This is a genomic window from Kribbella shirazensis (assembly GCF_011761605.1).
Taxonomy (GTDB): domain Bacteria; phylum Actinomycetota; class Actinomycetes; order Propionibacteriales; family Kribbellaceae; genus Kribbella; species Kribbella shirazensis.
On the sequence record NZ_JAASRO010000001.1, the window covers coordinates 4,296,701 to 4,320,362 of the forward strand.

General features: G+C 69.1%; 17 protein-coding genes and 1 pseudogene. 12 read left to right on the forward strand and 6 right to left on the reverse strand.

The annotated features are described in order from the left end of the window. Positions 1-78 precede the first annotated feature (78 nt). The gene (locus BJY22_RS20965) at positions 79-972 is read left to right on the forward strand and encodes a LysR family transcriptional regulator (protein WP_167209292.1); all 894 of its coding nucleotides are present in this window, start codon (positions 79-81) and stop codon (positions 970-972) included. Between the two features lie 43 nt (positions 973-1,015). On the opposite strand, the gene BJY22_RS20970 is transcribed toward BJY22_RS20965, so the two are convergent. After that, the gene (locus BJY22_RS20970) at positions 1,016-2,401 is read right to left on the reverse strand and encodes a serine/threonine-protein kinase (protein ID WP_167209294.1); all 1,386 of its coding nucleotides are present in this window, start codon (positions 2,399-2,401) and stop codon (positions 1,016-1,018) included. 249 nt (positions 2,402-2,650) lie between these two features. On the opposite strand from BJY22_RS20970, the gene BJY22_RS20975 reads away from it, so the two are divergent. Together BJY22_RS20975 and pdxR are read left to right on the forward strand one after the other, a co-directional pair. Continuing rightward, positions 2,651-3,643, forward strand: coding sequence for an aldo/keto reductase (locus BJY22_RS20975; protein WP_167209296.1), 993 nt, complete (start codon positions 2,651-2,653; stop codon positions 3,641-3,643). Positions 3,644-3,735: 92 nt separating this feature from the next. Further along, on the forward strand, positions 3,736-5,148 hold the full coding sequence (pdxR, locus tag BJY22_RS20980) for a MocR-like pyridoxine biosynthesis transcription factor PdxR (protein ID WP_202891196.1): 1,413 nt from the start codon (positions 3,736-3,738) through the stop codon (positions 5,146-5,148). A 27-nt stretch (positions 5,149-5,175) separates the two neighbouring features. Here the strand turns inward: pdxR and BJY22_RS20985 are convergent, their stop codons facing one another. Next, complete coding sequence (locus BJY22_RS20985; RefSeq protein ID WP_167209298.1) at positions 5,176-6,630, reverse strand: extracellular solute-binding protein; 1,455 nt, start codon at positions 6,628-6,630, stop codon at positions 5,176-5,178. 218 nt (positions 6,631-6,848) lie between these two features. Here BJY22_RS20985 and BJY22_RS20990 point away from each other — a divergent pair, with 218 nt between their 5' ends. Beyond that, entirely contained in the window at positions 6,849-8,750 is a 1,902-nt protein-coding gene (locus tag BJY22_RS20990) for a hypothetical protein (protein ID WP_167209300.1), read from the forward strand. Here the strand turns inward: BJY22_RS20990 and BJY22_RS20995 are convergent. Then, complete coding sequence (locus BJY22_RS20995) at positions 8,744-9,802, reverse strand: substrate-binding domain-containing protein (protein WP_167209302.1); 1,059 nt, start codon at positions 9,800-9,802, stop codon at positions 8,744-8,746. The genes BJY22_RS20990 and BJY22_RS20995 overlap by 7 nt on opposite strands. Positions 9,803-9,965: 163 nt before the next feature. Between BJY22_RS20995 and BJY22_RS21000 the strand changes: the two genes are divergently transcribed. The 7 genes from BJY22_RS21000 to BJY22_RS42520 all read left to right on the forward strand — a co-directional run bounded on the left by BJY22_RS21000 (position 9,966) and on the right by BJY22_RS42520 (position 16,979). Beyond that, the gene (locus BJY22_RS21000; RefSeq protein WP_202891198.1) at positions 9,966-10,910 is read left to right on the forward strand and encodes an ABC transporter permease subunit; all 945 of its coding nucleotides are present in this window, start codon (positions 9,966-9,968) and stop codon (positions 10,908-10,910) included. Continuing rightward, positions 10,907-11,809, forward strand: coding sequence for a carbohydrate ABC transporter permease (locus BJY22_RS21005; protein ID WP_167209305.1), 903 nt, complete (start codon positions 10,907-10,909; stop codon positions 11,807-11,809). The genes BJY22_RS21000 and BJY22_RS21005 overlap by 4 nt, the downstream gene beginning before the upstream one ends. Next, on the forward strand, positions 11,806-13,263 hold the full coding sequence (locus BJY22_RS21010) for a sulfatase-like hydrolase/transferase (protein ID WP_167209307.1): 1,458 nt from the start codon (positions 11,806-11,808) through the stop codon (positions 13,261-13,263). The genes BJY22_RS21005 and BJY22_RS21010 overlap by 4 nt, the downstream gene beginning before the upstream one ends. Continuing rightward, complete coding sequence (locus BJY22_RS21015; protein ID WP_238351146.1) at positions 13,263-14,714, forward strand: ABC transporter substrate-binding protein; 1,452 nt, start codon at positions 13,263-13,265, stop codon at positions 14,712-14,714. The genes BJY22_RS21010 and BJY22_RS21015 overlap by 1 nt, the downstream gene beginning before the upstream one ends. Positions 14,715-14,722: 8 nt before the next feature. Beyond that, on the forward strand, positions 14,723-16,510 hold the full coding sequence (locus BJY22_RS21020; protein WP_167209311.1) for a glycoside hydrolase family 2 TIM barrel-domain containing protein: 1,788 nt from the start codon (positions 14,723-14,725) through the stop codon (positions 16,508-16,510). Between the two features lies 1 nt (position 16,511). Continuing rightward, a complete protein-coding gene (locus tag BJY22_RS41115; RefSeq protein WP_202891199.1) occupies positions 16,512-16,673 on the forward strand; it encodes a hypothetical protein in 162 nt (53 codons plus the stop codon). Positions 16,674-16,847: 174 nt separating this feature from the next. Continuing rightward, the gene (locus tag BJY22_RS42520) at positions 16,848-16,979 is read left to right on the forward strand and encodes a hypothetical protein (RefSeq protein ID WP_272954830.1); all 132 of its coding nucleotides are present in this window, start codon (positions 16,848-16,850) and stop codon (positions 16,977-16,979) included. Between the two features lie 244 nt (positions 16,980-17,223). Here BJY22_RS42520 and BJY22_RS21030 read toward each other — a convergent pair whose 3' ends face one another. The 3 genes and pseudogenes from BJY22_RS21030 to BJY22_RS43000 all read right to left on the reverse strand — a co-directional run. Then, entirely contained in the window at positions 17,224-19,209 is a 1,986-nt protein-coding gene (locus tag BJY22_RS21030) for a sulfatase-like hydrolase/transferase (protein ID WP_167209313.1), read from the reverse strand. Further along, the gene (locus BJY22_RS21035) at positions 19,206-19,853 is read right to left on the reverse strand and encodes a beta-xylosidase family glycoside hydrolase (protein WP_337759832.1); all 648 of its coding nucleotides are present in this window, start codon (positions 19,851-19,853) and stop codon (positions 19,206-19,208) included. The genes BJY22_RS21030 and BJY22_RS21035 overlap by 4 nt, the downstream gene beginning before the upstream one ends. A gap of 628 nt (positions 19,854-20,481) precedes the next feature. Then, positions 20,482-21,600, reverse strand: a pseudogene (locus BJY22_RS43000) (family 43 glycosylhydrolase); the annotation flags it as partial. A gap of 87 nt (positions 21,601-21,687) precedes the next feature. Between BJY22_RS43000 and BJY22_RS21045 the strand changes: the two are divergent. Continuing rightward, positions 21,688-23,658 carry a hypothetical protein gene (locus BJY22_RS21045; protein WP_167209319.1) on the forward strand — a complete coding sequence of 657 codons (1,971 nt, stop codon included), beginning with the start codon at positions 21,688-21,690 and terminating at the stop codon, positions 23,656-23,658. Positions 23,659-23,662 lie beyond the last annotated feature (4 nt).

The window sequence follows — 23,662 nt, forward strand, 5'->3', positions numbered from 1 at the left end:
CCGACCGGCCGCCCGATGTCTGTGCGCCCTCCGCCACCTCGTGCGACCATGGCCGCGTTCCCGCACGAAAGGCGGCCGATGTTCAGTCTCACCCAGCTGGAGATCCTGGTGCGGGTCGTCGACGAAGGCAGCTTCTCAGCGGCGGCGAAGTCGCTCTACATGAGCCAGCCGGCGGTTTCCAACCACATCCGCCAACTGGAGCGGAGCCTCGGTGTGAGCCTGCTCCAGCGTGGGCCGCACGGCGCGCAGCCGACACCGGCCGGTGGGACCGTCGTGGAGCATGCGCGCGAGGTTCTCGCCCTGCTGGACCGGCTCGAGCACGCGACCGCCGGGTACCGCGGGCTGGACACCGGGCAGCTCGTGGTCGCCGGGACGACGACCCTGGGCACCTACCTGCTGCCGCGGCTGATCAGCGAGTTCACGGTCCGGGCGCCCAAGGTGTCGTGCCAGCTCCGGGTCGGGAACGAGGACACGGTCGAGTCGTGGCTCCTGGCCGGCGAGGTCGGCGTCGGCCTGTGTGCGGCGACGCCTACGGCGGAGGCGCTCCGCAGCGAGCCCGTGCTGAGCGAAGACATGGTCCTGGTGGCACCGGCAGGCTTCCCGCTCGAAGATCGCCGGATCACCGCGGCCGACATCGCCTCCAGCCGCTTCCTGCTGCGTGAGCCGGGATCGGCGACCCGCCGGCTGCAGGAGCAGTCGCTGCGCGCCTGGGGGCTGGATCAGGTCGACACCTGGGACCTGTGGGGCTCGGACACCGTGAAGGAGGCGGTGCAGCAAGGCCTGGGTCTGGCGGTCCTGTCCGAGCACGTCGTACGCCGCGAGGTCGACGTCGGCTTCCTGGTGTGTCTGGACATCAGCCCCGCGCCGCCGCAGCGCAAGGTCTCGCTCGTCCACAGGGCCGACCGCATCCTGACCCCGCCCGAGGAAGCCTTCACCGCCCTGGTCCGGGCCACCGCGGAGTGGCCCGGCTGAGCCGGATGCGCGCCGCCTGCCGTTGACGTGCGGGCCTCGGGGCCTATTGCGGATTCGGGGTGTTCGACGGGGGCGGTGTGTTCGAGGGAGCAGGGGTTTCGGACGGTTCCGGGGTGTTCGAGGTCGTCGGGGGCGTTGACGTCGTTGACGAGGTCGGGCTCGTCGGTGACGAGGTGGCCGACGAGGGGGACTTCGTCGGGGTAGGCGTCGGTGACGGCTGCGTGGACGGTGTGGGCGACGATGTCGGCGTGCTCGTCGGAGTGGTGGGTGTCGACGTACTGGGAGTGGTGCTCGTAGGGCTCGTCGGCGTCGTCGACGTGGTCGACGTGGTCGATCCGCCGCTGGTCGGTTCGCTGGTCCGGCCGACCGGTGCCGGCTCGCTCGGACTCGGCGTACCGGCACTCGTACTCGGTTTCGGGCCGACGTCTCCGGTCGGCGGCAGGTTGTCGCCGGCGCCGCGGAGTACGACGCCTGCGGTGACCGCACCGGCCAGAGCGAGCGCGGCAACGGCCGCGACGAACAGCGGCTTCCTGGAACGAGCGACTGGCGTGGGCTCCGGCGTGACCGCGGGAGGCTCGGCAACCGGCTCAGCCGGGCTCTCGCTGGGAAGCGCTGCCGTGGGGAACCAGTCGGCGGCCGCCGGCAGAGCGGTCAGCTGTGCAGCGGTCGGCCGATCCTCCGGTGCCTTGGCGAGCATCCGCAGGAGCACAGGCTCGAAGCGACCCGCCAGGTCCGGACGGAGCTGACTGGGCGGAACCGGCGCGGTGTCGACATGCTGATAGAGCACTGCGGTCGGGTGGTCGCCGACGAACGGTGGCCGGCCGGTGACAAGCTGGTACAGCACGCAGCCGAGCGCGTACACGTCCGACTCCGGGCCGCCTCGCAGACCTCTGGCGCGCTCGGGCGACAGGTAGTGCGGGCTGCCCATGATCTGACCGGTGACCGTCAGGTCGGATGTCTCCGACCCGGGCAGGTGGGCGATGCCGAAGTCCGCGACCTTCACGGTGCCGTCGGCCGCGACCAGCAGATTGCTCGGCTTGATGTCGCGATGTACGACGTTCTGCGCGTGTGCGGCCGCGAGCCCGGCGGCGGCCTGTTCGACGATGTCGACCGCGCGGTCCCACGGCAGCGGACCGTGCTCGGCCAGCTCGGCGGCGACCGAACTGCCCTCGACCAGCTCCATCACCAGGTAGAAGTTGTCGTCGGCCTGCCCGAAGTCGTACACGGCCACGATGTGCGGATCGCTCAGCCGCGCGGCGGCGCGGGCCTCGCGCTGGAATCGCTCCTCGGCCGCGGTGCCCTCCTGGGACCGGAGCATGACCTTGACCGCGACCTCGCGCCCCAGGGCGACGTCGGTCGCGCGGAACACCTCGCCCATCCCACCGCGTCCCAAGGACGCGCCCAGCCTGTAGCGATGTGCGATCAACATCCGTTCCCCGTACCCACGCCGTTCTGTCGGCAATCCGTGTGTTGACCGACGAGACCCAAGGCTACTCGCCGCACAAGCCGTGACTCGACGTGCGCCCACCGTGATGCCATCGGCCGGGCGTGAATTGGTCTGCGAATCCGTGCCCTGATTGGGCGTGGATCCCGCTGGATCCGGATCTAGATTGGCGCTGTGCCGAGACGGGGCTCGGCCGGTGGGGGAGACCGATCGTGCAAAGGACTGGATTGATTCATGGAGTACCGCAATCTGGGGCGGACCGGGCTCAAGGTCAGCGAGGTGTGTCTCGGCGCGATGCACTTCGGCGGGCCGACCGACGAGCAGACCAGCGTCCGGATCCTCGACGAGTTCGCCGAGGCCGGCGGCACCTTCATCGACACGGCCGACGTGTACAACGCGGGTGAGTCGGAGGCGGTTCTCGGCCGCTGGCTGAAGGGCCGCGACCGCGACGCGTTCGTGATCGCCACGAAGGTGTACGGCGGGATGGGCGACGGACCGAACGACGACGGACTGAGCCGCAAGCACATCCTCTCCGCCGTGGAAGCGAGCCTGCGCCGCCTCGGCACCGACTACATCGACCTGTACTACACGCACGTCTGGGACACCGCGACGCCGATCGAGGAGACTCTCGCGACGCTCGACACGCTGGTCACGGCCGGCAAGGTCCGGTACCTCGGAGCGAGCAACGTCACCGGCTGGCAGCTGCAGAAGGCGGTCGACGTCGCCGGGACGCACGGTTACAGCGCGCTGCAGCCGCTGTACAACCTGCTCGACCGCGAGGCCGAGTGGGAGCTGCTGGCGATCTGCCGTAACGAGGGCCTCGGCGTGATGCCGTGGAGTCCGCTGCGCGCGGGATGGCTCGCGGGCCGCTTCCATCGCGGGATGGAGGCTCCGCCGGCGGACTCCCGGGTGGCCGCCGCGGCCGAGCGCGGGCTGCTGGAGGCGTGGGACTACTACAACAACGAGCGGACCTGGAACGTCCTCGACGCGTTGCACGAGATCGCGGCCGAGACCGGTCACAGCGTGTCGCAGGTGGCGCTGCGGTGGCTGATCCAGACCGATCCGGTCACCGCTCCGATCATCGGGCCGCGCACCTTCGAGCACTACGTCGACAACATCGGCGCCGCCGGCTGGTCTCTCACCGACGAGCAGTTCACCCGCCTGACCACGGTCAGCGAGAAGCCGACCGTCTATCCGTACGACCTGCTCCGCAACTTCCAGCGCTGAATTCCAGCAGTACGGCGCTGTGCTCGCCGGCACGAGCCGGGGCAGCACAGCGCCGTACTGGTCTCGGCTCGCCGTGACTAGGATCTCTGGTCATGGCGATGCAGCCCACACGCGCGGCCTGGACTGTGGTGCTGACGCTGGACGGGGACGGAAAGCTGCACCGGCAGGTCGAGCGCGCGTTGCGGGAGGCGATCCGGTCGGGGCGGGTTTCGACCGGCACAGTGCTGCCGCCGAGCCGCGAACTGGCAGCGCAACTCGGCTGTTCGAGGTGGGCCGTCACGCAGGCGTACAGCCAGCTCGTGACGGAGGGCTACCTGACCACCCGGGTGGGCTCGGGGACGTGGGTCAGCTGGGTGGGCCGTACGACGCGGCCGGCCCGCAGTACGGCGGCTGCCGGCGTCGCGACGTACCGCTTCGACCTGGCTCCGGGCGCTCCTGACCTGCGGGCGTTCCCGCGGACGCGATGGGCCGAGGCGGCGCGGGCGGCAGCACGGACGGTACCGACGGCCGACCTCGGGTACCCGGACGAGCAGGGATATCTGCCGCTGCGCGAACTGCTGTCCGACTACCTCCAGCGCAGCCGAGGAGCGATCGCGGCCGCCTCCGACATTGTGATCCGCAGCGGAGTCAGCGCGAGCGTCGCCCACCTCTGCGCCGGACTGCGCGCGCGGGGGATCGATCGCATCGCGGTCGAGGATCCCGGCTGGACCCGCCTGCGCAACGTCATCGAGTCGACCGGAATGCGGGTGGAGCCGGTGCCGGTCGACCACCACGGTCTCGATGTCGGACGTCTCTCGGGGCTGCGGGCGGTGGTCGTCACCGCGGCGCATCAGTTCCCGACCGGGGTCGTACTCGCGCCGCATCGCCGGCTGGAACTGATCGACTGGGCCCGCCGGAACGACGGCGTGATCCTCGAGGACGACTACGACGCCGAGTTCCGGTACGACCGGAGTCCGGTCGGAACGTTGCAGGGGATGGCGCCGGAACACGTCGTACTGCTCGGCTCGGTGAGCAAGACGCTGAGTCCGGCGATCGGGATCGGCTGGTTCGTGGCGCAAGGGCAGTGGCGCGGCTTGCTGGAACGACCGTCCGGTCCGGGACCGTCCACTCTCGACCAGGCGACGTTCGCGGAGCTGATGGGCGCCGGCGCCTACGACCGGCATCTGCGCGCCATGCAGCGCCGCTACGGGCGCAGGCGGGATCTTGTTCTCACCGCGGTACGGCGTGAGTTGCCGGCGTGGACGATCGGCGGGGCCGCGGCCGGGCTCCACCTGACGTTGACGTCTCCGGCGGGCCTCGACACGAGGTTGCTCACGACGGCCGCGCGGGACGCCGGGACCCGGATCGTCCCGCTCGCCGAGTACCAGATCCGTACCGAGGGACGCGACGCCGGCATCGTGCTCGGGTACGGCAACATCGCCGACAACGACGTAGACCCGGCGATCCGATCCCTCGCCGCGGCCTTCGCGACAGTCTCAGGCGCGGTAGGTGGGGAAGTCCCGTAAGCCGCGGACCGACATGGCCGCCGGTCGTCAGCCGCCGTACATCGTCGAGGTGTAGTCGGTGCGCGGCTTCCAGTTGGAGAAGATGTAGTCGTTCTCCTCGACCTTGGCGCCCTTCGCCTTGGCCGCGGCGAACGCGCGGTCGCGCTCCTTGTTCGACTTGTCCGACAGCGTCTTGAGCGCCTTACGTACGTCGGTGACGTCGCCGCTGAAGGCGCCTTGGACGATCTCCCCGAGACTCGGCTTCACGTCCTTGGTCTCCTTCTGGACCTTCGAGATCTCGGGGTTCTTCGCCACCGGGACGGGGGCCACGAAGCATTCCTTCTGGAACCGGTCGATGAGCTTCTTGTACGCCGGGTGCACGTCGACCGTCTCCAGTACCGACAGATCGGCCGGCGGCTGGTCCATCCGCTCGGCCAGCCCCTTCGCGTACTCCGGCGTGAGGAGACGCTCCAGCACCTTGCTCGCCAGGTCGGCCTTGCCGGACTTACCCGACACCCAGAACGCGCCGCCCTGCGGACCGCGGTACGCCGTGACGGGCGTGCCCTTGTCCGGCACCAGCATCGGGCCGACGTCGAGCTTGTCCGCGAACTTCGCGAGGTCCTGCTTGATCACCCCGGCGCACCAGGGACCGTCGAGGTAGTAGACCGCCGCGCCGGTCGACCAGCGGGCCCGGGCCACCTTGTCGTTCATGTTGTTGGTGCCTGGCATCAACAGCCCGTCGGTCTTCAGCGACAGCATGAACTCGATCACGTGGACGAACGGGTCGGCGTGGAACGCGTAGTCCCCGGTCTTGAACTCCTGTCCGTTCAGGCCCTCGAAGCCGGCCGCGTTGGCCAGGAAGTTGGTCTGCTCGGCCATCCGCTCCGGCTGGCCGAGGTTGTTGATCCAGCCGTGCGCGCCACCGGACGCGTCCTGCGCCTTCCGGGCCGCCGCCCGGAACTCGTCGTACGTCTGCGGCGGGTTCGCCGGGTCCAGTCCGGCCTTCTCCACCAGCTCCTTGTTGAACCAGGTCGCGGCCCAGTACTGGCGGACGTTGAAGATCGGGAAGCTGAACAGCTTGCCGTCGATGGTGGTCACGCCCTCGATCAAGGTGCTCTTGTCGATCTTGGACTGGGCCTCCTGCGAGAGCTGCAACGGTTGGTACCAGCCGTCCGCGACCAGCGCGGGGATGGGGAGTTTGAGACCGACGTTGGAGTGCACGTCCGGCAACTGGTCGCTCTGCCGGGCGAGCTGCAGCGCCTCACCCATCTTGGCGGTCTGGTGCAGCGTGTACTGCACCGCGATGCCCGCTTCCTTCTGGGCGGCCGCGAAGGTCTCCTCCTGCAGTTTCTTCAACGGATTGAAGTGGTCCCACCACTTGATCGACTTCGCGCCACCCGCGCCGCTGCTTGGCGCCGAACCGTTGCTGCAGCCGGCGAGTACGGCGCCCGCGGCGGCCGCACCACTCAGCTGGAACAGACGACGCCGACTGAGCTCGTTCACTGCTCGACCTCCTAGGCCGGACAACCTGATGACAGCCCCCGGTTTTCCGACCGTTATACCGCTCGCTTACAACGCTGTAAAGAAGTCGGACAGAATCGCTTACATCGCTGTAAACCCAGCTGTGCCAGGCCATTGACAGTCGCCGGGGTCGCTCCCTACCGTGCTGCCCAGCAGTCTTCCAACGTTGTACAACACCCGCTCCGATCGAGGTGAACGACGTGATCTCGCATCCCGCCCGTTGTCTGATCGCCGGCGCGCTGGCTGTCGGCACGCTGTCCGCCCTGACCACCTCGGCCATCGGATCCACGTCGTACGGCGACACGGGTGCGGTGATCGAGGTCAGTCAGGAAAAGATCGCCGCGCCCGTCACCGGACTGCTGGCCGGCGGGAACCATCGCTGGCCCGCGAACGGCCTCGGCATGTGGGACGCCGCCAACGACCGGCCGTCGCCGGACCTCGTGGAGTTGTCCGAGCGACTCGAGCTGAGCACGACGCGCTATCCGGGCGGTACGGTGGCCAACCTGTTCCGCTGGAAGCGGGCGATCGGACCGCAGTCGCAACGGCAGTGCCAGACCGGCGGCGGCTTCGTCGGGAACCAGGAGCCGCTCGACAGCGTGTACGGCGTCGAGGAGCACTTCCGGTACGCCGAGCAGGTCGGCGCACAGACGCAGATCATGACGTCGTCGGTCCAGCCGGTGCAGGACGCGGCCGACTTCGTCGAGTACCTGAACGCACCGGTGGGCGCGAATCCCGGCGGAGGCACAGCCTGGGCCGCTGTCCGCGCGGCCAACGGCCACCCGGCGCCGTACGGCGTGAAACTGTGGGAAGTCGGCAACGAGCTCTATCTGGGCAACCAGGTGTACTGGCGGGCCCAGGACCTCGCGACGCGCGTCCGGCAGTACGCCTTCGGCGGTACCGAGCGGAAGACCGCGGAGCCGGTCGGCCTGGAGTGCGACAACCGCGAAAGCGCTTCGTTCAGCAAGGGCACGCCTGGGCAGCTGGTCAAGGTGCGGTGGGCGCCGGCGGTGCCGGGCAGCCAAACGGTGTACGTCGCCGGCCAGGCCTGGCGGCAGGTCTCCGACGTCAGTCGCGCAGGCCCGGACGAGCGTGTGTATCAGTTCGATCCGGCCTCCGGGCAGATCCGGTTCGGCGACGGCACGCATGGTGCGATTCCGCCGCAGGGCAGCCAGATCAGGGCCGACTACGTCTCCGGGCCGCACCCCGGCTTCGTCGACTACTACCGGGCGATGAAGGCTGTCGACCCGTCGATCTCCGTCTGCACGGCCTGGGAGAAGCCCGAGTGGGTCGAACTGATGGGGACCGAGCACCCCTACGACTGCATCGCACCACACCTGTACGGCCACCCGAAGCTGGGTGGCACCACGGCCGAGATCCAGGACCGCTGGTTCGCCGACCCGACGCGGGACGCGCATGCGGTGATGGCGGAGCTCCGTGACCTGGATGCCGCCCTGGACACGACCTTCGGTCAACGCACGGGCGGCCGGCGGCCGTTCGTCGCGGTCACCGAGTGGGGCGTGATCGCCGAGGCCGGTACCGGGCCCGCGCCCGCCGGGTGGGGGAACTCGGTGAGCTGGACGCTGAACGCCGCGGACATGCTGGGCGAGATGATCGAGCACGGCGTGACCGTGATGGACAGTTCGAATCTCAACGGGGGAGCGCCCACGCCAGGTGAGTTGTTCGGCGGTGCGCCGGACTTCCACTGGACCGGCCGGGCGAACCTGATCAAGCTGTACACCGAGCTGATCGGCAGTACGCCGGTCGAGGTCGAGACCGAAGGCATCCCGTCGGCCGGTACCGGCGACTACCAGGCGCTGACGGCGTACGGCACCAGGGACGCGGCCGGTGTGACCCGGGTCGTGGTGGTCAACCGGGATCGCGAGAAGGCGCAGTCGGCGACCGTTCTGAACGAGGCCGGGTCCGGTGTGGCCGACGTACGGGTTCTCACCCACAACGGCCCGGACGTCGCGAGCTTCAACACCCCGGCCGACGAATCGGTGATCCGGACGACCGAGACCCACACAGTGGCGACAGCGCGGTATGTCCCGTACACCTTCGAGCCGCACTCGGTGACGTTGCTCGAGATCAGGCCGCGTCAATGACCGGACACGTGCTTGGCCGTACGCCGACGGCGTCGGGTGTGCTGCTGGCCCATCGTGCTCTCCCGCGGCACCAGTGTGAAACCGGCCTTGACCCGGCGCGGGCCCGTCTCGGCGCTGCCTTCGATCCGCTCGACCAGCATCCGGACCGCGGTCTCCGCGATCGCCTGCTTGTCCGGATCGATGGTGGACAGCGTCGGGGTGACCGCGGTGCCGGTGGCGATGCCGTCGACGCCGATGACCGCGATGTCGTCCGGCACCCGGTAGCCCTGCTCGTGCAGCCGGCGCATCGCGGCCATCGCGAGCTCGTCGTTGAAGCAGAACAGCGCGTCGATGGGCTCCGGCAGCGCGAGCAACCTGTCCGTGGCGAGCCTCGCGTCCTTGCCGTGGCTGAAGTCGACCTCGGCGATCAGCTCGGGCTCGAACTCGAGCCCGGCCGCGGCGAGCGCACGCTTGTAGCCGTTCAGCCGGTTCCTGCTGACCACACCACCGGTGTTGCGCGGCAGATTCCTGATGACGCCGATCCGGCGCCGGCCGATGTCCAGCAGGTGCTCGGTGGCGGCCTGGCCCGCCGCACGGCTGTCGATCGCGACGCTGTCCGCGCTCTGGGCCATCCGCTCGCCGAGGAGTACCAGCGGCGTGGTGTCCTCCCGGGCCCGCAGATCGGCGGTGCCGAGCTGCCAGGGGACCAGGATGATGCCGTCGATCAGGTGGGTGCGGAAGCTCTCCACCACGTTCTTCTCGCGCTCGAGATCGCCGTAGGTGCAGTCGATCAGCACGGTCAGCTCGTGCTGCTCGGCCTCGCGGACGATCAGATGCGCCAGCTCACTGAAGTACGCACCGCGGACGGACGGCAGCGCCAGCGCGATCATGCCGGATCGCCCCAGCCGCAGGTTGCGTGCCGAGAGATTCGGCCGGTACCCGAGTTCGTCGAGTGCCGCCGTCACCCGCGCGCGCAGCTCCGGCGTGACGTGCACGTAGTTGTTCACCACGTTGGACACCGTCTTGACCGACACACCGGCCAGCTCGGCGACGTCCTTCAATCGCGTCCGCACCCTGATCCTCCTCGCCTGCACCTGCCGGCAACGGTACCGCCTGAACCCGAAGTGATCCCGCACCGGCTCTTTACGCAACTTGTACAACGATATATACACAGACTTGTACAACGTTATAAGCCCATCCTGTGAAGGCACTATGACGCTCCTGACAGCAGAACCCGTGGACACTCCGACGAGGCCCGGCCGGAGCCGCCCGCCGAGGCATCGCGAGCAGGGCCGGACCACGCTGTGGATCTGGTTGTTCCTCACGCCGACGGTCGTGCTGTACGGCGTCTACACGGTGTACCCGATCTTCGCCAGCTACTGGTTCTCGTTCGTCGAGTGGAACGGGTTCGAGGAGACCAAGACCTGGGTCGGCCTGCGGAACTACCGCGAGGTGCTCGCGGATCCGCTGTTCTGGAGCTCGTTCAAGATCACGGCGCTGTTCACCGTCGCGGCCGTGCCGGTCAAGGTGTTCCTCTCCCTACTGGTGGCGCTCCTGCTGAACTCGCCGAAGCTGCCGCTGCGCAATCTGTTCCGTACGGCGTTCTTCCTGCCGGTCGTCACGACCACCGCGATCGTCGGCGTGGTGATGCAGATCGTGTTCGATCCGGCCGACGGTCCGGTCAACCAGTTGCTGATGAAGCTCGGCCTGGTCGACCAGGGCGTGAACTTCCTCGGCGACTCCTCCACGGCGCTGTGGACGGTGGTCGGCGTCTACGTCTGGAAGTGGTTCGGCGTCACCTTGATCTACTGGCTGGCGGCGCTGCAGACCATCTCCGACGAGGTCTACGAGGCGGCCGAGATCGACGGCGCCGGGCCGGTAGCGATGCTGCGCAACATCACGCTGCCGCTGCTCAAGCCGTTCACGATCATCATCACGCTGCTCACGCTCGAGGCCACCCTGAAGGTCTTCGACCTGATGCTGACGATGACGAACGGCGGTCCCTTCTTCTCCACCGAGGTGGTCGAAATCTACATCTACCGTTGGGCGTTCGCCGCGACCGTGCCGCAGCTCGGGTTCGCCTCCGCGGCGGCGGTGCTGTTCGGCCTGTTCGTCTGCGCGCTTGGCCTGCTCCAGTTGCTCGGCATCCGGGCCGCCCGGAAGACGGGAGGTTCCCGATGACGGCGATCACGGTGCCGAGGCCGCGCCGATCGCGGCGCCGGCCGGGAGACAACCGCTGGACCGCCGGCTGGATCGTGCGCCGGCTGCCGTACTGGTTCGTCGCGCTCTTCCTCGCCGGAGCCGCGTTCCTGTGGATCTATCCGTTCCTCTGGATGGTGTCGGCGTCGCTGAAGGATCAGATGGAGGTCTTCGCCTCCGGTCTCGGCCTGCTGCCGGACAACCCGATCTGGGAGAACTACCAGCGGGCGTGGACCGAGGCCAGCTTCGGCAAGTACCTGATGAACACCGTGATCGTCACGGTCGTGACGGTGGTGCTCGTGGTGGTCCGGTGCGCGATGGCCGGGTACGTGCTGGCCCGCTATTCCTTCGCCGGCCGCAAGGTGGTGCTCGGCGTACTGATCGCGACGTTGTTCGTGCCGACCGGGTACACGATCATCCCGGTCGTCGAGGTGTCCCAGCGGCTCGGTCTGCTGAACTCGCTGACAGGGATGATCCTCGCGCTGAGCGGCGGCGCCCACGTCGCCTCGATCCTGCTCTACCTGGGGTACTTCCGGCAGTTGCCGCGGGAACTGGAAGAGGCCGCGATCGTCGACGGCGCCGGATTCCTGTCACTGTTCTTCCGGGTCATGATGCCGATGGCGATCCCGGTCACCGCGACGGTCACGCTGATGACGTTCCTGGCCACATGGAACGCGTTCTTCCTGCCGTTGGTGTTCACCTTCAGCCGGCCCGATCTGCGCACGTTGAGCGTCGGCATGCTGGCGTTCGTCGGCGAGAACTCGATCGACTGGTCCGGGATGGCCGCCGCCGCGGTCATCTCCCTGCTCCCCGTCGTACTGCTCTTCGTGCTGTTGCAGCGGTACTTCGTCGAGGGCATCGCCGGGGCGGTGAAGCAGTGAGCGAACAACGCAGACCCAACATCCTGCTGCTCTGCACCGACCAGCAGCGGTACGACGCACTCGGTGCCCAGGGCAATGAGCACATCGCGACGCCGAACCTGGACAGGCTGGCCCGCCAGGGCGTCAGGTTCGACAACTGCTACGTGCAGAACCCGGTCTGTGCGCCGTCCCGTGCCAGCCTGATGACGAGCCGGTACGTCCACGCGCACGGCCTGTGGGCGAACGGTGTCAGCCTGCCGGACACCGAGCGGATCTTCACCCGCGACCTCGCCGACGCCGGGTACGACTGCGGCCTGGTCGGCAAGTTCCACCTGGCTCCCTGTATCGGCGGCCGGGAGGAGAAGCGGCACGACGACGGGTTCCGGGTCTTCCGGTGGGCACACGATCCCGGTCACGACTCGCAGGCCAACCAGTACCACCGCTGGCTCGAGGAGAAGTTCCCGCGGTGGTACGACGAGGCGCGCGATCCGGCGTCGCCGGTGCAGTTCGGCAACCTGCCGGTCGAGGCGCACCTGACCCGGTGGACCGCCGAGGAGACGATCGGCTTCCTGCGCGACGGGCGCGACGAGAGCACGCCGTTCTTCTGCGTGGCGAACTTCTACGACCCGCACCATCCGTTCGAGGCGCCACCGGAGTACCTGGACAGGTACGACGCCGAGACGTTGCCCGAGCCGGTCGGCTCGCCGGACGAGCTGGACAGCAAGCCGGCGATCTACACCGAGGCGTCGAAACGCTCGTACGCCGGTCACGCGAGGGGCTTCGCCGAGTACACCCCGGACGAGGTACAGCGCGCCAAGGCGGCGTACTACGCGATGGTCAGCTTCATCGACGACGAGGTCGGCCGGATCCTCGACGTACTCGACGAGCTGGGCCTGTCCGACGACACGATCGTGGTGTTCACCAGCGATCACGGCGAGATGCTCGGCGACCATCAGCTGATGCTGAAGGGCCCGATGATGTTCGACTGCGCGGTCCGCGTCCCGCTGCTGATGCGCTGGCCGGGTGTCGTCGAGCCGGGCGTGGTGCGCGACGAGCTGGTGCAGTGGATCGACCTGGCGCCGACGTTCCTCGAGGCGGCCGGGCTGCCGCCGATGCCCGCTCAACAGGGGCAGAGCCTGCTGCCGCTGATCCGTGGCGAGGTAGTGGCCGACGGCATCGGGTTCCGCGACTGGGCCCTGTCGGAGCATCGCAACTCCAGCCATCCGTACGACCCACCTGTCAGCACCACCATGCTTCGTCACGACCGGTGGAAGGTCGTCGTCCACCACGGTGCGCCGGTCACGAGCCGGGACCGCACCGGGGAACTGTACGACCTGCTGGCCGACCCCGACGAACTCGTCAACCTCTGGGACGACCCGGCGCACACGCACGTGCGGCTGACGCTGCAGGAGAAGCTGCTCGACGTGCTGGTCGCCACCGAGGACAGAAGCCAACCCAGAGAGGGGTACTGGTGATGGAAAGTGTTACCAGGCGTACGTTCCTGACCGGTTCCGGCGCCGTCGCCGCGGCTGGTCTGCTCGGTGCCTGTGACACGGCCGCCGACAGCGCGGGACGGGCTGGTTCGGCCGATGTGCTGACCTGGTGGGACCACAGCCCGAACCTGAAGCCGATCAACCAGAAGATCTTCGCGGCGTTCGAGAAGAAGCCGGACGGTGCGAAGGTCCAGTACACGCTGCAGCAGACGTCGAAGATGGGGCAGACGCTGCAGCTGGCCAAGCAGAGCAGTCAGCTGCCCGACATCACCACCGCGGCAGGGCTCGAGCTGCCGCTGAGCTCGCTGGTCGACGGCAAGTGGTTCCAGCCGATCGAGCTGGACGACGAGGCCTTGGCCAGGCTGAAGAGCGAGCTGTACGACGGCTTCCACCGGATCGACGGAAAGCTCTACACGTTCCCGCTGTTCAGCGTGCGCACGCACAACAGCGCGGTGTGGTTCAACACCGAGCTGGCGGGCAAGGCCGGCCTCGATCCCGGGACACCGCCGAGGACGTTCGACGCCTTCCGTGCCGCGGCGCGCAAGATGCAGGACGCCAGTGGGGGCGGCAACGGCTGGATCTGCAACATCGGTATGCCGGAGCGGCTGTCGGCGCAGGTGAACGAGCTGGCCCAGTGCTCGGGCTTCCAGGGCAACCGCGGGCAGCTGTTCCAGACCGGCGACTACGCGTACCACGACGACGCCTTCCTGACCGCGATCGAGTTCCTGCTGTCGCTGCACCGGGACAAGCTGATGGCGCCCGGCTCGACCACGATGGACGACAAACAGGCCCGGGCGCGGTTCGCCACCGGGAGGATCGGCTACTACATCGACGGACCCTGGTGCGCCGGCGTCATCAACGAGACGCTCAAGCCGTTCGCGCCGAAGCTCGGTGGCGGCGGTCTCCTGACGGCCGATGCCGCCCAGAAGCCGGCGGTGTACGTCGTGCCCACCCAAGGGATGTACCACCTGACCGCGAATGCCAAGGATCCCGCGCTGGCGTCGCGACTGTTGTCGATGGCCACCACCGAGGAGTACTACGTCGGCATCGCCAACGGCATGGCCCGACCGCCGCTGGATCTCGGGGCGATCGACAAGGCCGAGGTGCTGCCGGCGTACAAGAGCGTGGTGACGTCCTTCCGGGACGAGGTGTTCCTCGGGCCGCACGAGTTGCTGAAGAACCCCGCGGTCAGCGCGGTGCAGGCCAAGAGCAAGCCGATCAAACCGGGTCTCGGGGAGATCGTGCAGGGCGCGTTCAGCGGCGACGTGACGAACCTGCGCTCCGAGCTGACCAAGCTCAGCGACGCCGCCAACCGGCAGCGCGACGCGAACATCACGGCCGCGAAGGGCGCCGGCGCCAAGGTCGGGCGCGACGACTTCGCGTTCACCGACTGGAAGCCGTACGCCGACTACGGACCGGACAAATACAAGTAGGGAGAGCTGTGACCGAGAGCGATTTGCCGCCGGTGCCGCATCGGGTCCGGGCCGGGTGGCTGGACCTGTGTGGCGAGTGGGAGTTCGGGTACGACGAGTCGTTCGGCCGCACGATCACGGTGCCGTACCCGCCGGAGTCGGAGCTGTCCGGGATCGCGGAGCCCGGCTTCCACCCGGTGGTCTGGTACCGCCGTACCGTCGAGCTGAGCCGGCCCGCGATGGGCCGGTGCGCGGTCCTGCACTTCGGTGCCGTCGACTACCGCGCGACCGTCTGGGTGAACGGGCAGTTGGTGGCCGAGCACGCCGGCGGGCACACCCCGTTCAGTGCCGACATCACCAGCGCGCTCGATTCCGGGACGCAACAGGTGATCGTGGTGCGGGCGGAGGATCAACCGGAGGATGTCGGCCAGCCGCGCGGGAAGCAGGACTGGCAGGTCGAGCCGCACGGGATCTTCTACCGGCGTACCACGGGCATCTGGCAGCCGGTGTGGATCGAGCAGCCGCCGGCGACGTACGTGACCGACCTGACCTGGAGCGCCGACCCCGCCGCCGGCACGGTGACACTGGAGCTGCGGCTGAACCGCGAGCCCGAGGCCGGATCCGAACTCGCGGTCACGATCCGCGACGGTGAGAGGCAGTTGCTCAGCCAGCTCGTGCCGGTGTCCTCAACGGAGTACCGAACGGTCCTGCGGCTGCCGGCGCTGGACCACCCGCAGGAGGCGCGGAAGCTGCTGTGGTCGCCGGAGCAGCCCACGCTGCTCGACGCCGATCTGGAGCTGCGCGCGCCGGGCCTCGAACCCGACCGGATCGGCAGCTACCTCGGGATCCGCACCGCCGAGATCGCCGACGGCATGTTCCAGCTCAACGGCCATCCGTACTTCCTGCGACTGGTCCTGGAGCAGGGGTTCTGGCCGGAGTCGCATCTGACCGCGCCGGACGCCGCCGCCCTGCGGCGCGAGGTCGAGCTGATCAAGGAGCTCGGGTTCAACGGCGCCAGGATCCATCAGAAGGTCGAGGATCCCCGCTTCCTGTACTGGTGCGACCGGCTCGGCCTGCTGGTCTGGGGCGAGATGGCGAACGCCTTCGTGTTCACCGCCCGGACCGTCGAACGCACCGTCACCGAGTGGCTCGACGTCGTCCGTCGCGACCGTACCCATCCCTGCATCGTCACGTGGGTCCCGCTGAACGAAAGCTGGGGCGTCCCGGACATCGCCCGCGCGCCGGAGCAGCAGCACTACGCGACCGCGCTGTACCACCTGACCAAGGCGCTCGACCCGACCCGGCCGGTGATCTCGAACGACGGCTGGGAACACACCGAGAGCGACATCTGGGGCGTGCACGACTACACGCCGTACGGCGACAGCATCCGCGAGCGTTACGGTACGCCGGACGAGCTCGAGCGAACCCTGACCGGAAGTGGCCCCGGCCGGCGCAAGGTGCTGCTCGGCGATCCGGTACGGCGGGGGCAGCCGGTCGTGATCACCGAGTTCGGCGGGCTGTCGTACGCGCCGGGCGCGGGGGAGAACTGGTTCGGCTACTCCACCGCGGCGGACGCCGACGATCTGCTCAGCAGGTTCTCCGACCTGGTGTCCGCGATCGCGGAGACCAGGGAACTGGCTGGCTTCTGCTACACGCAGTTCACCGACACGCTCCAGGAGACGAACGGCCTGCTGGACGAACACCGCCGGCCGAAGGTCGACGCCGCGAAGATCCGCGAGATCGTCTCCCAGCCGTCCGCCGCCATCCCGTCGGAGCAGGTCGACCTGTACCGCCGCCGGGCGCGCAAGGGCCGCTGAGATGACCAACGTCGTACTCCTGATGACCGACCAGCACCGCCAGGGCTTCACCGCCGGTGAAGGATTCGCGCTGGACACCATGCCGTTCCGCAACGGGTACACGCCGACGCCGGCTTGTGTGCCGGCCCGGACCAGCCTGACGCCAAGTTCTCGGAGTGGCTGAAGTCGATCGACCACGGTCCGGCGACGGAGCCGACGCCGTTCCCGCTCGAGACGCAGTTCCCGTACCGCATCGTGTCCGACGCGTCTGCGGACCCGAGGTGATCGGCGTCAAGGGCGGCGACTACGTGTGGCTCCGTCGGCTCGTCGAGGAGAAACGACCAGGGTACGACGAGCTGTGGCGCAACTGGTCGAGGAACTCCTCCGGTGGACCCTCCGCGCGACCGACGATCTGCTGGTCGCGCGATACGTACCCAAGCGGGCCGAGCGCAACTGGTGCTCGCGCGAGTGGGGAATGCAGTGCACCTGAAACGTCCAGCGAGTATCCCCAGTCGCGCCGTACGAGGAGAGCCACCCGTCCGCTCGACGCGGTGGTCGGTCGAGAGGGAGCCGATGTGTGCAAGCTGGACAGGTGGTGTCGGGCAGCCGATAGTGCACCTGGGTGCGGTCATGTCGTTGCGTACGGTGTCTCGCCGGTGCACTACCTGTTGAGCTTGCACATCCTCCGAGCGTGCCCCACCGTGACTCCCGAATCCGCATCCGGCTGGAGCCCTTCAGGGTTTGACGGTGAAGTCGTCGAAAGTCGTGTCCGCGGTGGCGACCAGTCCGGCGCTGCCGCCCGCCCACGGTTCCCGGTCGTTCCAGGTGAGCGTCCGCCTCCCGTCGACGGAGACCTCGATGCCGCTGCCGGTGTGCACGGTGCGCAGCCGGTAGGTCGTCCCACTCCGCACCGGCTCGGCGAGTTTGCCGCGGGCAACAATCCGTGCGACGCCGTCGTCGACCCGGGAAAGCTGCACCTGGTCGGAGCCGGCGATCAGCTCGGTCCGGTAGCCGTTGAGCCGGTACTGGCCCGGAGTTCCGGCGGGACCGGTGCTGCCGTGCGTGACCAGCCCGGCGGCCCCAGCACCGGACAGGCGGACGTCGGCTTCGGCGGTGCTGTCCCGGAAGTAGGTGGCCGGTGCCATCACCCGTGCGGGTGTGTCGGTCACCACCTGGAGCTGTGCGCCGGCGGCTCTGCTCCACGTCCCGCCGTACGACGTGTAGCCGTCGGGGAGACCGGTGGCGGGGCGGAAGACCTCGAAGGGTTCGTTGACCGGGAGGTGCGTCGCCCAGCTCTGCCAGCTGTGAATCAGTCGCTGCCGGCTCTCGTCGTACTGCGGGTTCGCGACCTCGTTGTGCTGCTCGGTGTGGCCGTCGGGGGAGCCGTCCCCGTCGTAGTCGCGACCCAGATCGAAGAGGTACTCCGTCGACTCGCCGGTCGGCGTGACGTCGCGAAGGTACTTCACGTCGCCGGACCGGATCGCGAGTCGCGCGGAGCCGAGGGGCGCACCTCCCTTCAGGTTGTCGCCGTAGTACCGCCACTGCAGGCTGGTGTGCGCAGGCCGACCGCCCAGTACTGGCGGCACCAGGTCAACGCCCGGCCGTTCCGACAGGTCGAGCGGTGCACCGGCCGCGGCGGCGAAGGTGGGCAGGAGGTCGAGTGCGCTGACCATCTCGCCGTACCGGGTCCCCGGTGGGATCATCGCCGGCCATGACATCGCGAACGGCACCCGCACGCCGCCCTCGAAGGCCGAGTACTTGCGCGCTCGCAGGTCACCTGTCTGCCACTCGTGTTCGGGTCCGTTGTCGGAGGTGAACACCACGATGGTGTTCCGCACGTTGGCGTCCGTCGCGCTGTTGCCGACCACGCCGTCGGCCGCATCGAGCGCGGCGAGGACCCGGCCGACGCCTTCGTCGACGATCCGGACCATCTCCTCGTAGCGGGAGCGCTCGTCGGCGGCCGGTGGCGGCAGCGAGCACTCCGACCGGGTTTGCAACGGTACGTGCGGCGCGTTGTAGGCGAGGTACAGGAAGAAGGGATCGTCCTTCCCCGCATGGTCACCGGCGAACCCCGCCGCCCGATCGCTGAACGCGTCGGTCAGGTACTGGCCGGGCTCGTCGCTGCGGTAGCGGCCGGCGGCCGGATCCCAGCGGTAGGTCTCGTTGTCGTTCTCCGGGCAGTACTGCGCGATGCCCGCGAGGATGCCGTAGTACTGGTCGAAGCCGAGCTCGTGCGGCAGGTTCGGCTTGTTCTGGACGGTGGCCTCGGTGTCGTTGGTCGTGATCCCGGACAGGTCCCACTTGCCGACGGCCATCGTCGAGTAGCCGACGTCGTGCAGGGCTCTCGCCATCGTCGGGCCGGGCGCCGCGGGGCCGGTGAGGTCGGTGGGTAGTTGGCGTGCGGAGACGTTGCTGTCCGCGCCCCAGCGGGCTGGGTCCCGGCCGGTGATCAATCCGAGCCGGGACGGCGCGCAGACCGGTGCGGCTGCGTACCCGTCGGTGAAGGTCACACCGGCTCGCGCCAGCGCGGCGATGTTCGGTGTGTCGATCGTGCCGCCGTACAGACTGGTGTCGGCGAACCCGAGGTCGTCGGCCACGATGGTGATCACGTTCGGCCTGACCGGCTCGTCGACGGTTGCATCCCCTGCAGCTGCGACGGAAGTGCTGGCGGCCGTGGTGAGGCTGAGCAGTCCGGCTGTGGCGACGGTTCGCAGTGTCATCTCAGGAACCTCAGGTAGTCGAAGGTTGCGGTCAGGTTGTTCGTCGCGCCGGTGGGGTCGTTGTCGCGGTCCATGGCGACCAGGCCGACAGCCGGTTGTGAACCGGGTGGCAGGGTGCGGACGCCGTGCCAGACCCAGCGCTCGCCGTCGACGCTGGTCGCGGCTCGGTACTCGTGTTCGCCGTTCGCCGGATCGACCCGGTGCTGGAGCCGCAGCCAGAGGGTGTCCGCCGACGGTCCGACGGCGGCGTGGCCGTAGGTCGCGACGCTGTCGTACGTCAGCTCCTTGCCGAAGGTCGCGTACCGCGGGTCGACCCGGGTCGCGGATCCGAGCAGCACCCAGTCGTCGTCACCGGCGTACGCGATCAGTCCGGCCATCGGCCATCCGTACGGCAGGCTGTCGCCGAACGGCACGGTGACCTTGGTCTCGGCGGTCCAGGCGCCGGGCGGCGGGTCCCGCAACAGCACTGAGGCGTCGTCATCGGGCTTCGGCCGCTGGTCGGTCAGGGTCTGGGTCTGCACGGGCAACGTCAGCGTGCCGCCGGCGACCGTCGCCGTGGGCGTCCGGACCCAGCGCCACGTCGCGCCGAGCGGATGGTCGAAGTCGTCGCTGTACGCCGGATCGACCGGACCCGGCCGCCGGATCCGGAACGCGCTCGGTCACCGGTCGGTACAGCCGCGCCACGCTGACGTCGTCGAAGTCGGCCAGGTCCGCGCCGTTGCCGTCAGCAACCAGGGCGACCGGCCCGGCGTCGAGTCCGGCCGGCACGGTGAGCTCGGCCTGTGCCACCGGGTCGTACAACCCGGCGTCGTCCACCTCGGCGTGCAGCCGGTTGCCACGCCGGTCGACGGTGAGCTGATGCCAGTCGTCGTACCGGAACCCGGCCGGCAGCGGCGCCTCGGCGCGCACCATCCGCGAGCCGGCGCGGGCCTGCAGAACCAGCGCGCGGCGCCCGGCGTCGATCACCGCGCGGATCCCGCCGCCGTTGTCGTGCGCGGCCAGGATCAGCCCGGCGCGGTCGGCGGCGCCGAGCCGGACCGAGACCCGGCCGCGCAGATCACCGTCGGCCGGTGCCACGGAACTCATCACGCCCGCCGCTCCGGCGTGCAGGTGCCCGCCCGCCGGCCCGGTCCGTGTCGACCATCCCGCGACCGGCTCCCAGCTGTCGTTCGTGCCTTGCTCGAAAGCGTCGGAGACGAAGCTGGTGTTGACGGGCGCGGGTGCCGGGCCGTCCGGAAGCCCGCGGCCGGCGTTGGCGACCGGCCAGCCGTCGATCCAGTCCAGCCGGCTGATCAGCAGACCGCGGGCGTTCTCGGTGCCCGCGACGTACGGCGCCGCGCGGTCGATGCCATGGGTGACGAGCCAGTCCTGCCCGGACAGGTCGGTGGCGACGGCGTTGTGGCCCGGACTGGTCCACTGGTTGCCGTTCGGAACCTGCACCGGGGTGCCGCCGCCGTACCGTCCGCCGACCGGATGGCCGTCCCGGTCGAGGAACGGGCCGAGCGGGCTTCGCGAGCGGGCCACCACGACCGGGTACGCCGATGCGGGGCCGGCGCAGCAGCCACCGATCACCGACAGGAAGAGGTAGTACCAGCCGCCGCGGTTCACCACGTACGCCGCTTCGTACCGGTTCTCCTGGGTGAGCTCGACCCGCTCGCCGACCGCGTGCAGACCGTCCGCGGACAACTCGACGACCCGGACCCCGCCGAGCACCGAACCGTAGTACAGGTAACGCCGCCCGTCCGGCGTGGTGAAAACGTCCGGGTCGATCACGTTGCGCCAGGCCGTGGTGCCCGGTCGCGGCTCCCACGTCTCCGGGCCGGTGACATAGCTTCCGGAATCGGTCCACGGCCCGGCGGGGGAGTCGGCAGTGGCTACTCCGATGGCCCGGAAGGCCTGGTCGGCGCCGTCGTTGACGACGTACGAGTAGTAGAGCAGGTAGCGGCCGCCGAAGTACTCGATACTCGGCGCCCAGAACTGCCGGCTCGCGGTCGCCGGGCGGCCGTCGTACGTCGGCATCGTCTCCTCGGTGAACACGTCACCGACGTACTCCCAGTGCACCAGGTCGGCCGACCGGGCGATCATCATCAGGTGCCGCTGGTCGTCGGCGGTCCGACGGCCGTTGGTGGCGTAGCCGTACCAGTAGCCGTCGCGGCCGCGGATCACCGACGGGTCGGCGAAGTTGCGGCCGAAGTCGGCACTGACCGGATTCGTGTAGGTGGGGGCCGGAGTGTCCGCGGCGATCGCACCGGACGGCACGATCAAGGCGGCGAGGACCAGGGTGAGTGCGAGTAGCCGGCGCATCACGCCTCCTTCGAGGATCGGCTCTGGTGGATTATGCGCGCCGTGAACAACGTTGTACAGATCTCGCTGTTCAACGTCGTAAATCATCCGGGCCGAGATCTTGTGATGTTCCTCGGATAGCTGCTAAACCGGGGTTTACAACGATATAAGACCTCTGCTGCAAGGAGTCGTGCGATGGCCTTCTCGCGTCTGTCCAGATCGGGTCTGTCGTGCCTGCTGGTCGCCGGCCCCCTGGTGGCCGTCGTGGCCACATCCGCGTCCGCCGCGGACCCGGAGCAGCCGGTCGTGCTGGTCCGGTCGACGCAGCAGCAGGCGCCGGTGTCGCCGTACCTGACCGGTACCAACAACGACCAGTGGTTCAGGAACTCGCACGGGCTGTGGGACCCGAGCAGCGGTGCGCCGAACCCGGATGTCGTCGCCAAGACCAGGCGCAGCGGCCTCGGCATGGTGCGTTACCCCGGCGGCACCTCGGCGAACCTGTTCGACTGGAAGAAGGCCATCGGTCCGCAGGACCGGCGTGGCTGCCAGACCGACGGGCGGAGCAACGGCGGCGACGGGTCGCTGGACAGCGTGTTCGGTCCCGACGAGTACATGAAGTTCGTCGAGGCGGCCGGTGTCGAGCCGGAGATCATGACGCCGATGTCGAACGGCACGCCGGCCGACGCGGCCGACTGGGTCGAGTACATGAACGCGCCGGTCGGCAGCAATCCGCGCGGTGGGGTCGCCTGGGCGCAGCGGCGCGCGGACAACGGTCACCCGGCGCCGTACGGCGTGAAATTCTGGGAGATCGGCAACGAGCCCGACCGCATCCCGTCGCAGACCTACTGGCGCAGTACCGATCCGAAGGTCGCCGCCCGGCAGTATGCCTTCGGTGGCAGCCAGGTGCAGGTCGCCCAGCAGGTGGCGCGCGGGTGCGACCGCCGGCCGGCAGCCTCGACGAGCGACGGTACGGCGGGGCAGGAGTTCGGAGTGCTCTACCCGCCGGCGGTGCCCGGATCGCAGACGGTCAGGGTCGGCGGCGTGGCCTGGACACCGGTGGCGGACCTGTCAACGGCCGGTCCGGACGACCGGGTGTACACCTTCGACCCGGCGACCGGCGCGATCCGGTTCGGCGACGGCGTGCACGGCGCGGTGCCGCCTGCGCAGTCCGTACTACGCGCCGATTACACCGCCGGTCCGAAGCCCGGATTCGTCGACTTCTACGAGGCGATGAAGCAGGCCGACCCCTCGATCGACGTCTGCGCGACCTGGGCGCCGGTGACGTCCGCCAGCGGGCTGAACGACCCGTCGTTCGCCGAACTGATGGCGCAGGCGGGCCGCGCGGACGACTACGACTGCGTGGCGATCCACCCGTACACGAACTTCCGCCGCGACTTCGGGGACCCGGACTGGGAAACCGCACGGGAGGGCCACGACGAGCACATGCTCGGTGAGGCCAACGCGACGCGACTGGTGCGGGACCTGATGGCGGACGTGGCGAAGAACAGCACCGGCGGCGCGTACGTCGCGATCTCGGAGTTCGGTGCGCTGTGGTTCGGAGGCCAGCGCGACGTCTCGTCGTACCCGTCCTGGCAGACCGCGATGTCGCATGCGACCTACATGGCCTCGCAGTGGGCGCGGTTCGCCGATCTCGGGCTGCCGTGGGTGATGGGCAACACCCTGATCTCGGAGACCTCGGACGGCCTGCGGGCCGTGCTGGGCGGACCGCCGGCGTACGTCTACACCGTGGACGCGACGGTCCGTGAACAGCTTGCTCCGGTGCTCCGCGCGGGTGGCCGGTCGGTGCAGACCTCACTGTTCGAGAATCCACAGGTCGTCCCGGTCGAGCCCGAGCCGGCGTTCGGCACGTCGTACGACGCCCTGGCGGCGACCGCGATGGTCGGTGCCGACGGCAACCTTCGGGTCCTGGTCGTGAACCGGCACCCCGACCAGGCCGTGACGGCCAAGGTGGTTCCGGCGGGCTTCCGCCACACCGGCCGGGTCGCGGTGTCCACTGTCGCCGGTGAGGACTTCACGTCGTACAACGGCATCGGCAACCCCGGCGACGTCCAGCTCGAGCGAACGACCGCGCACGTCGGCGCCGACGACTTCGAGCACACGTTCCCGGCCGCCTCGGTCACCGTCCTGGAACTCCACCCCGCCTGAGAGG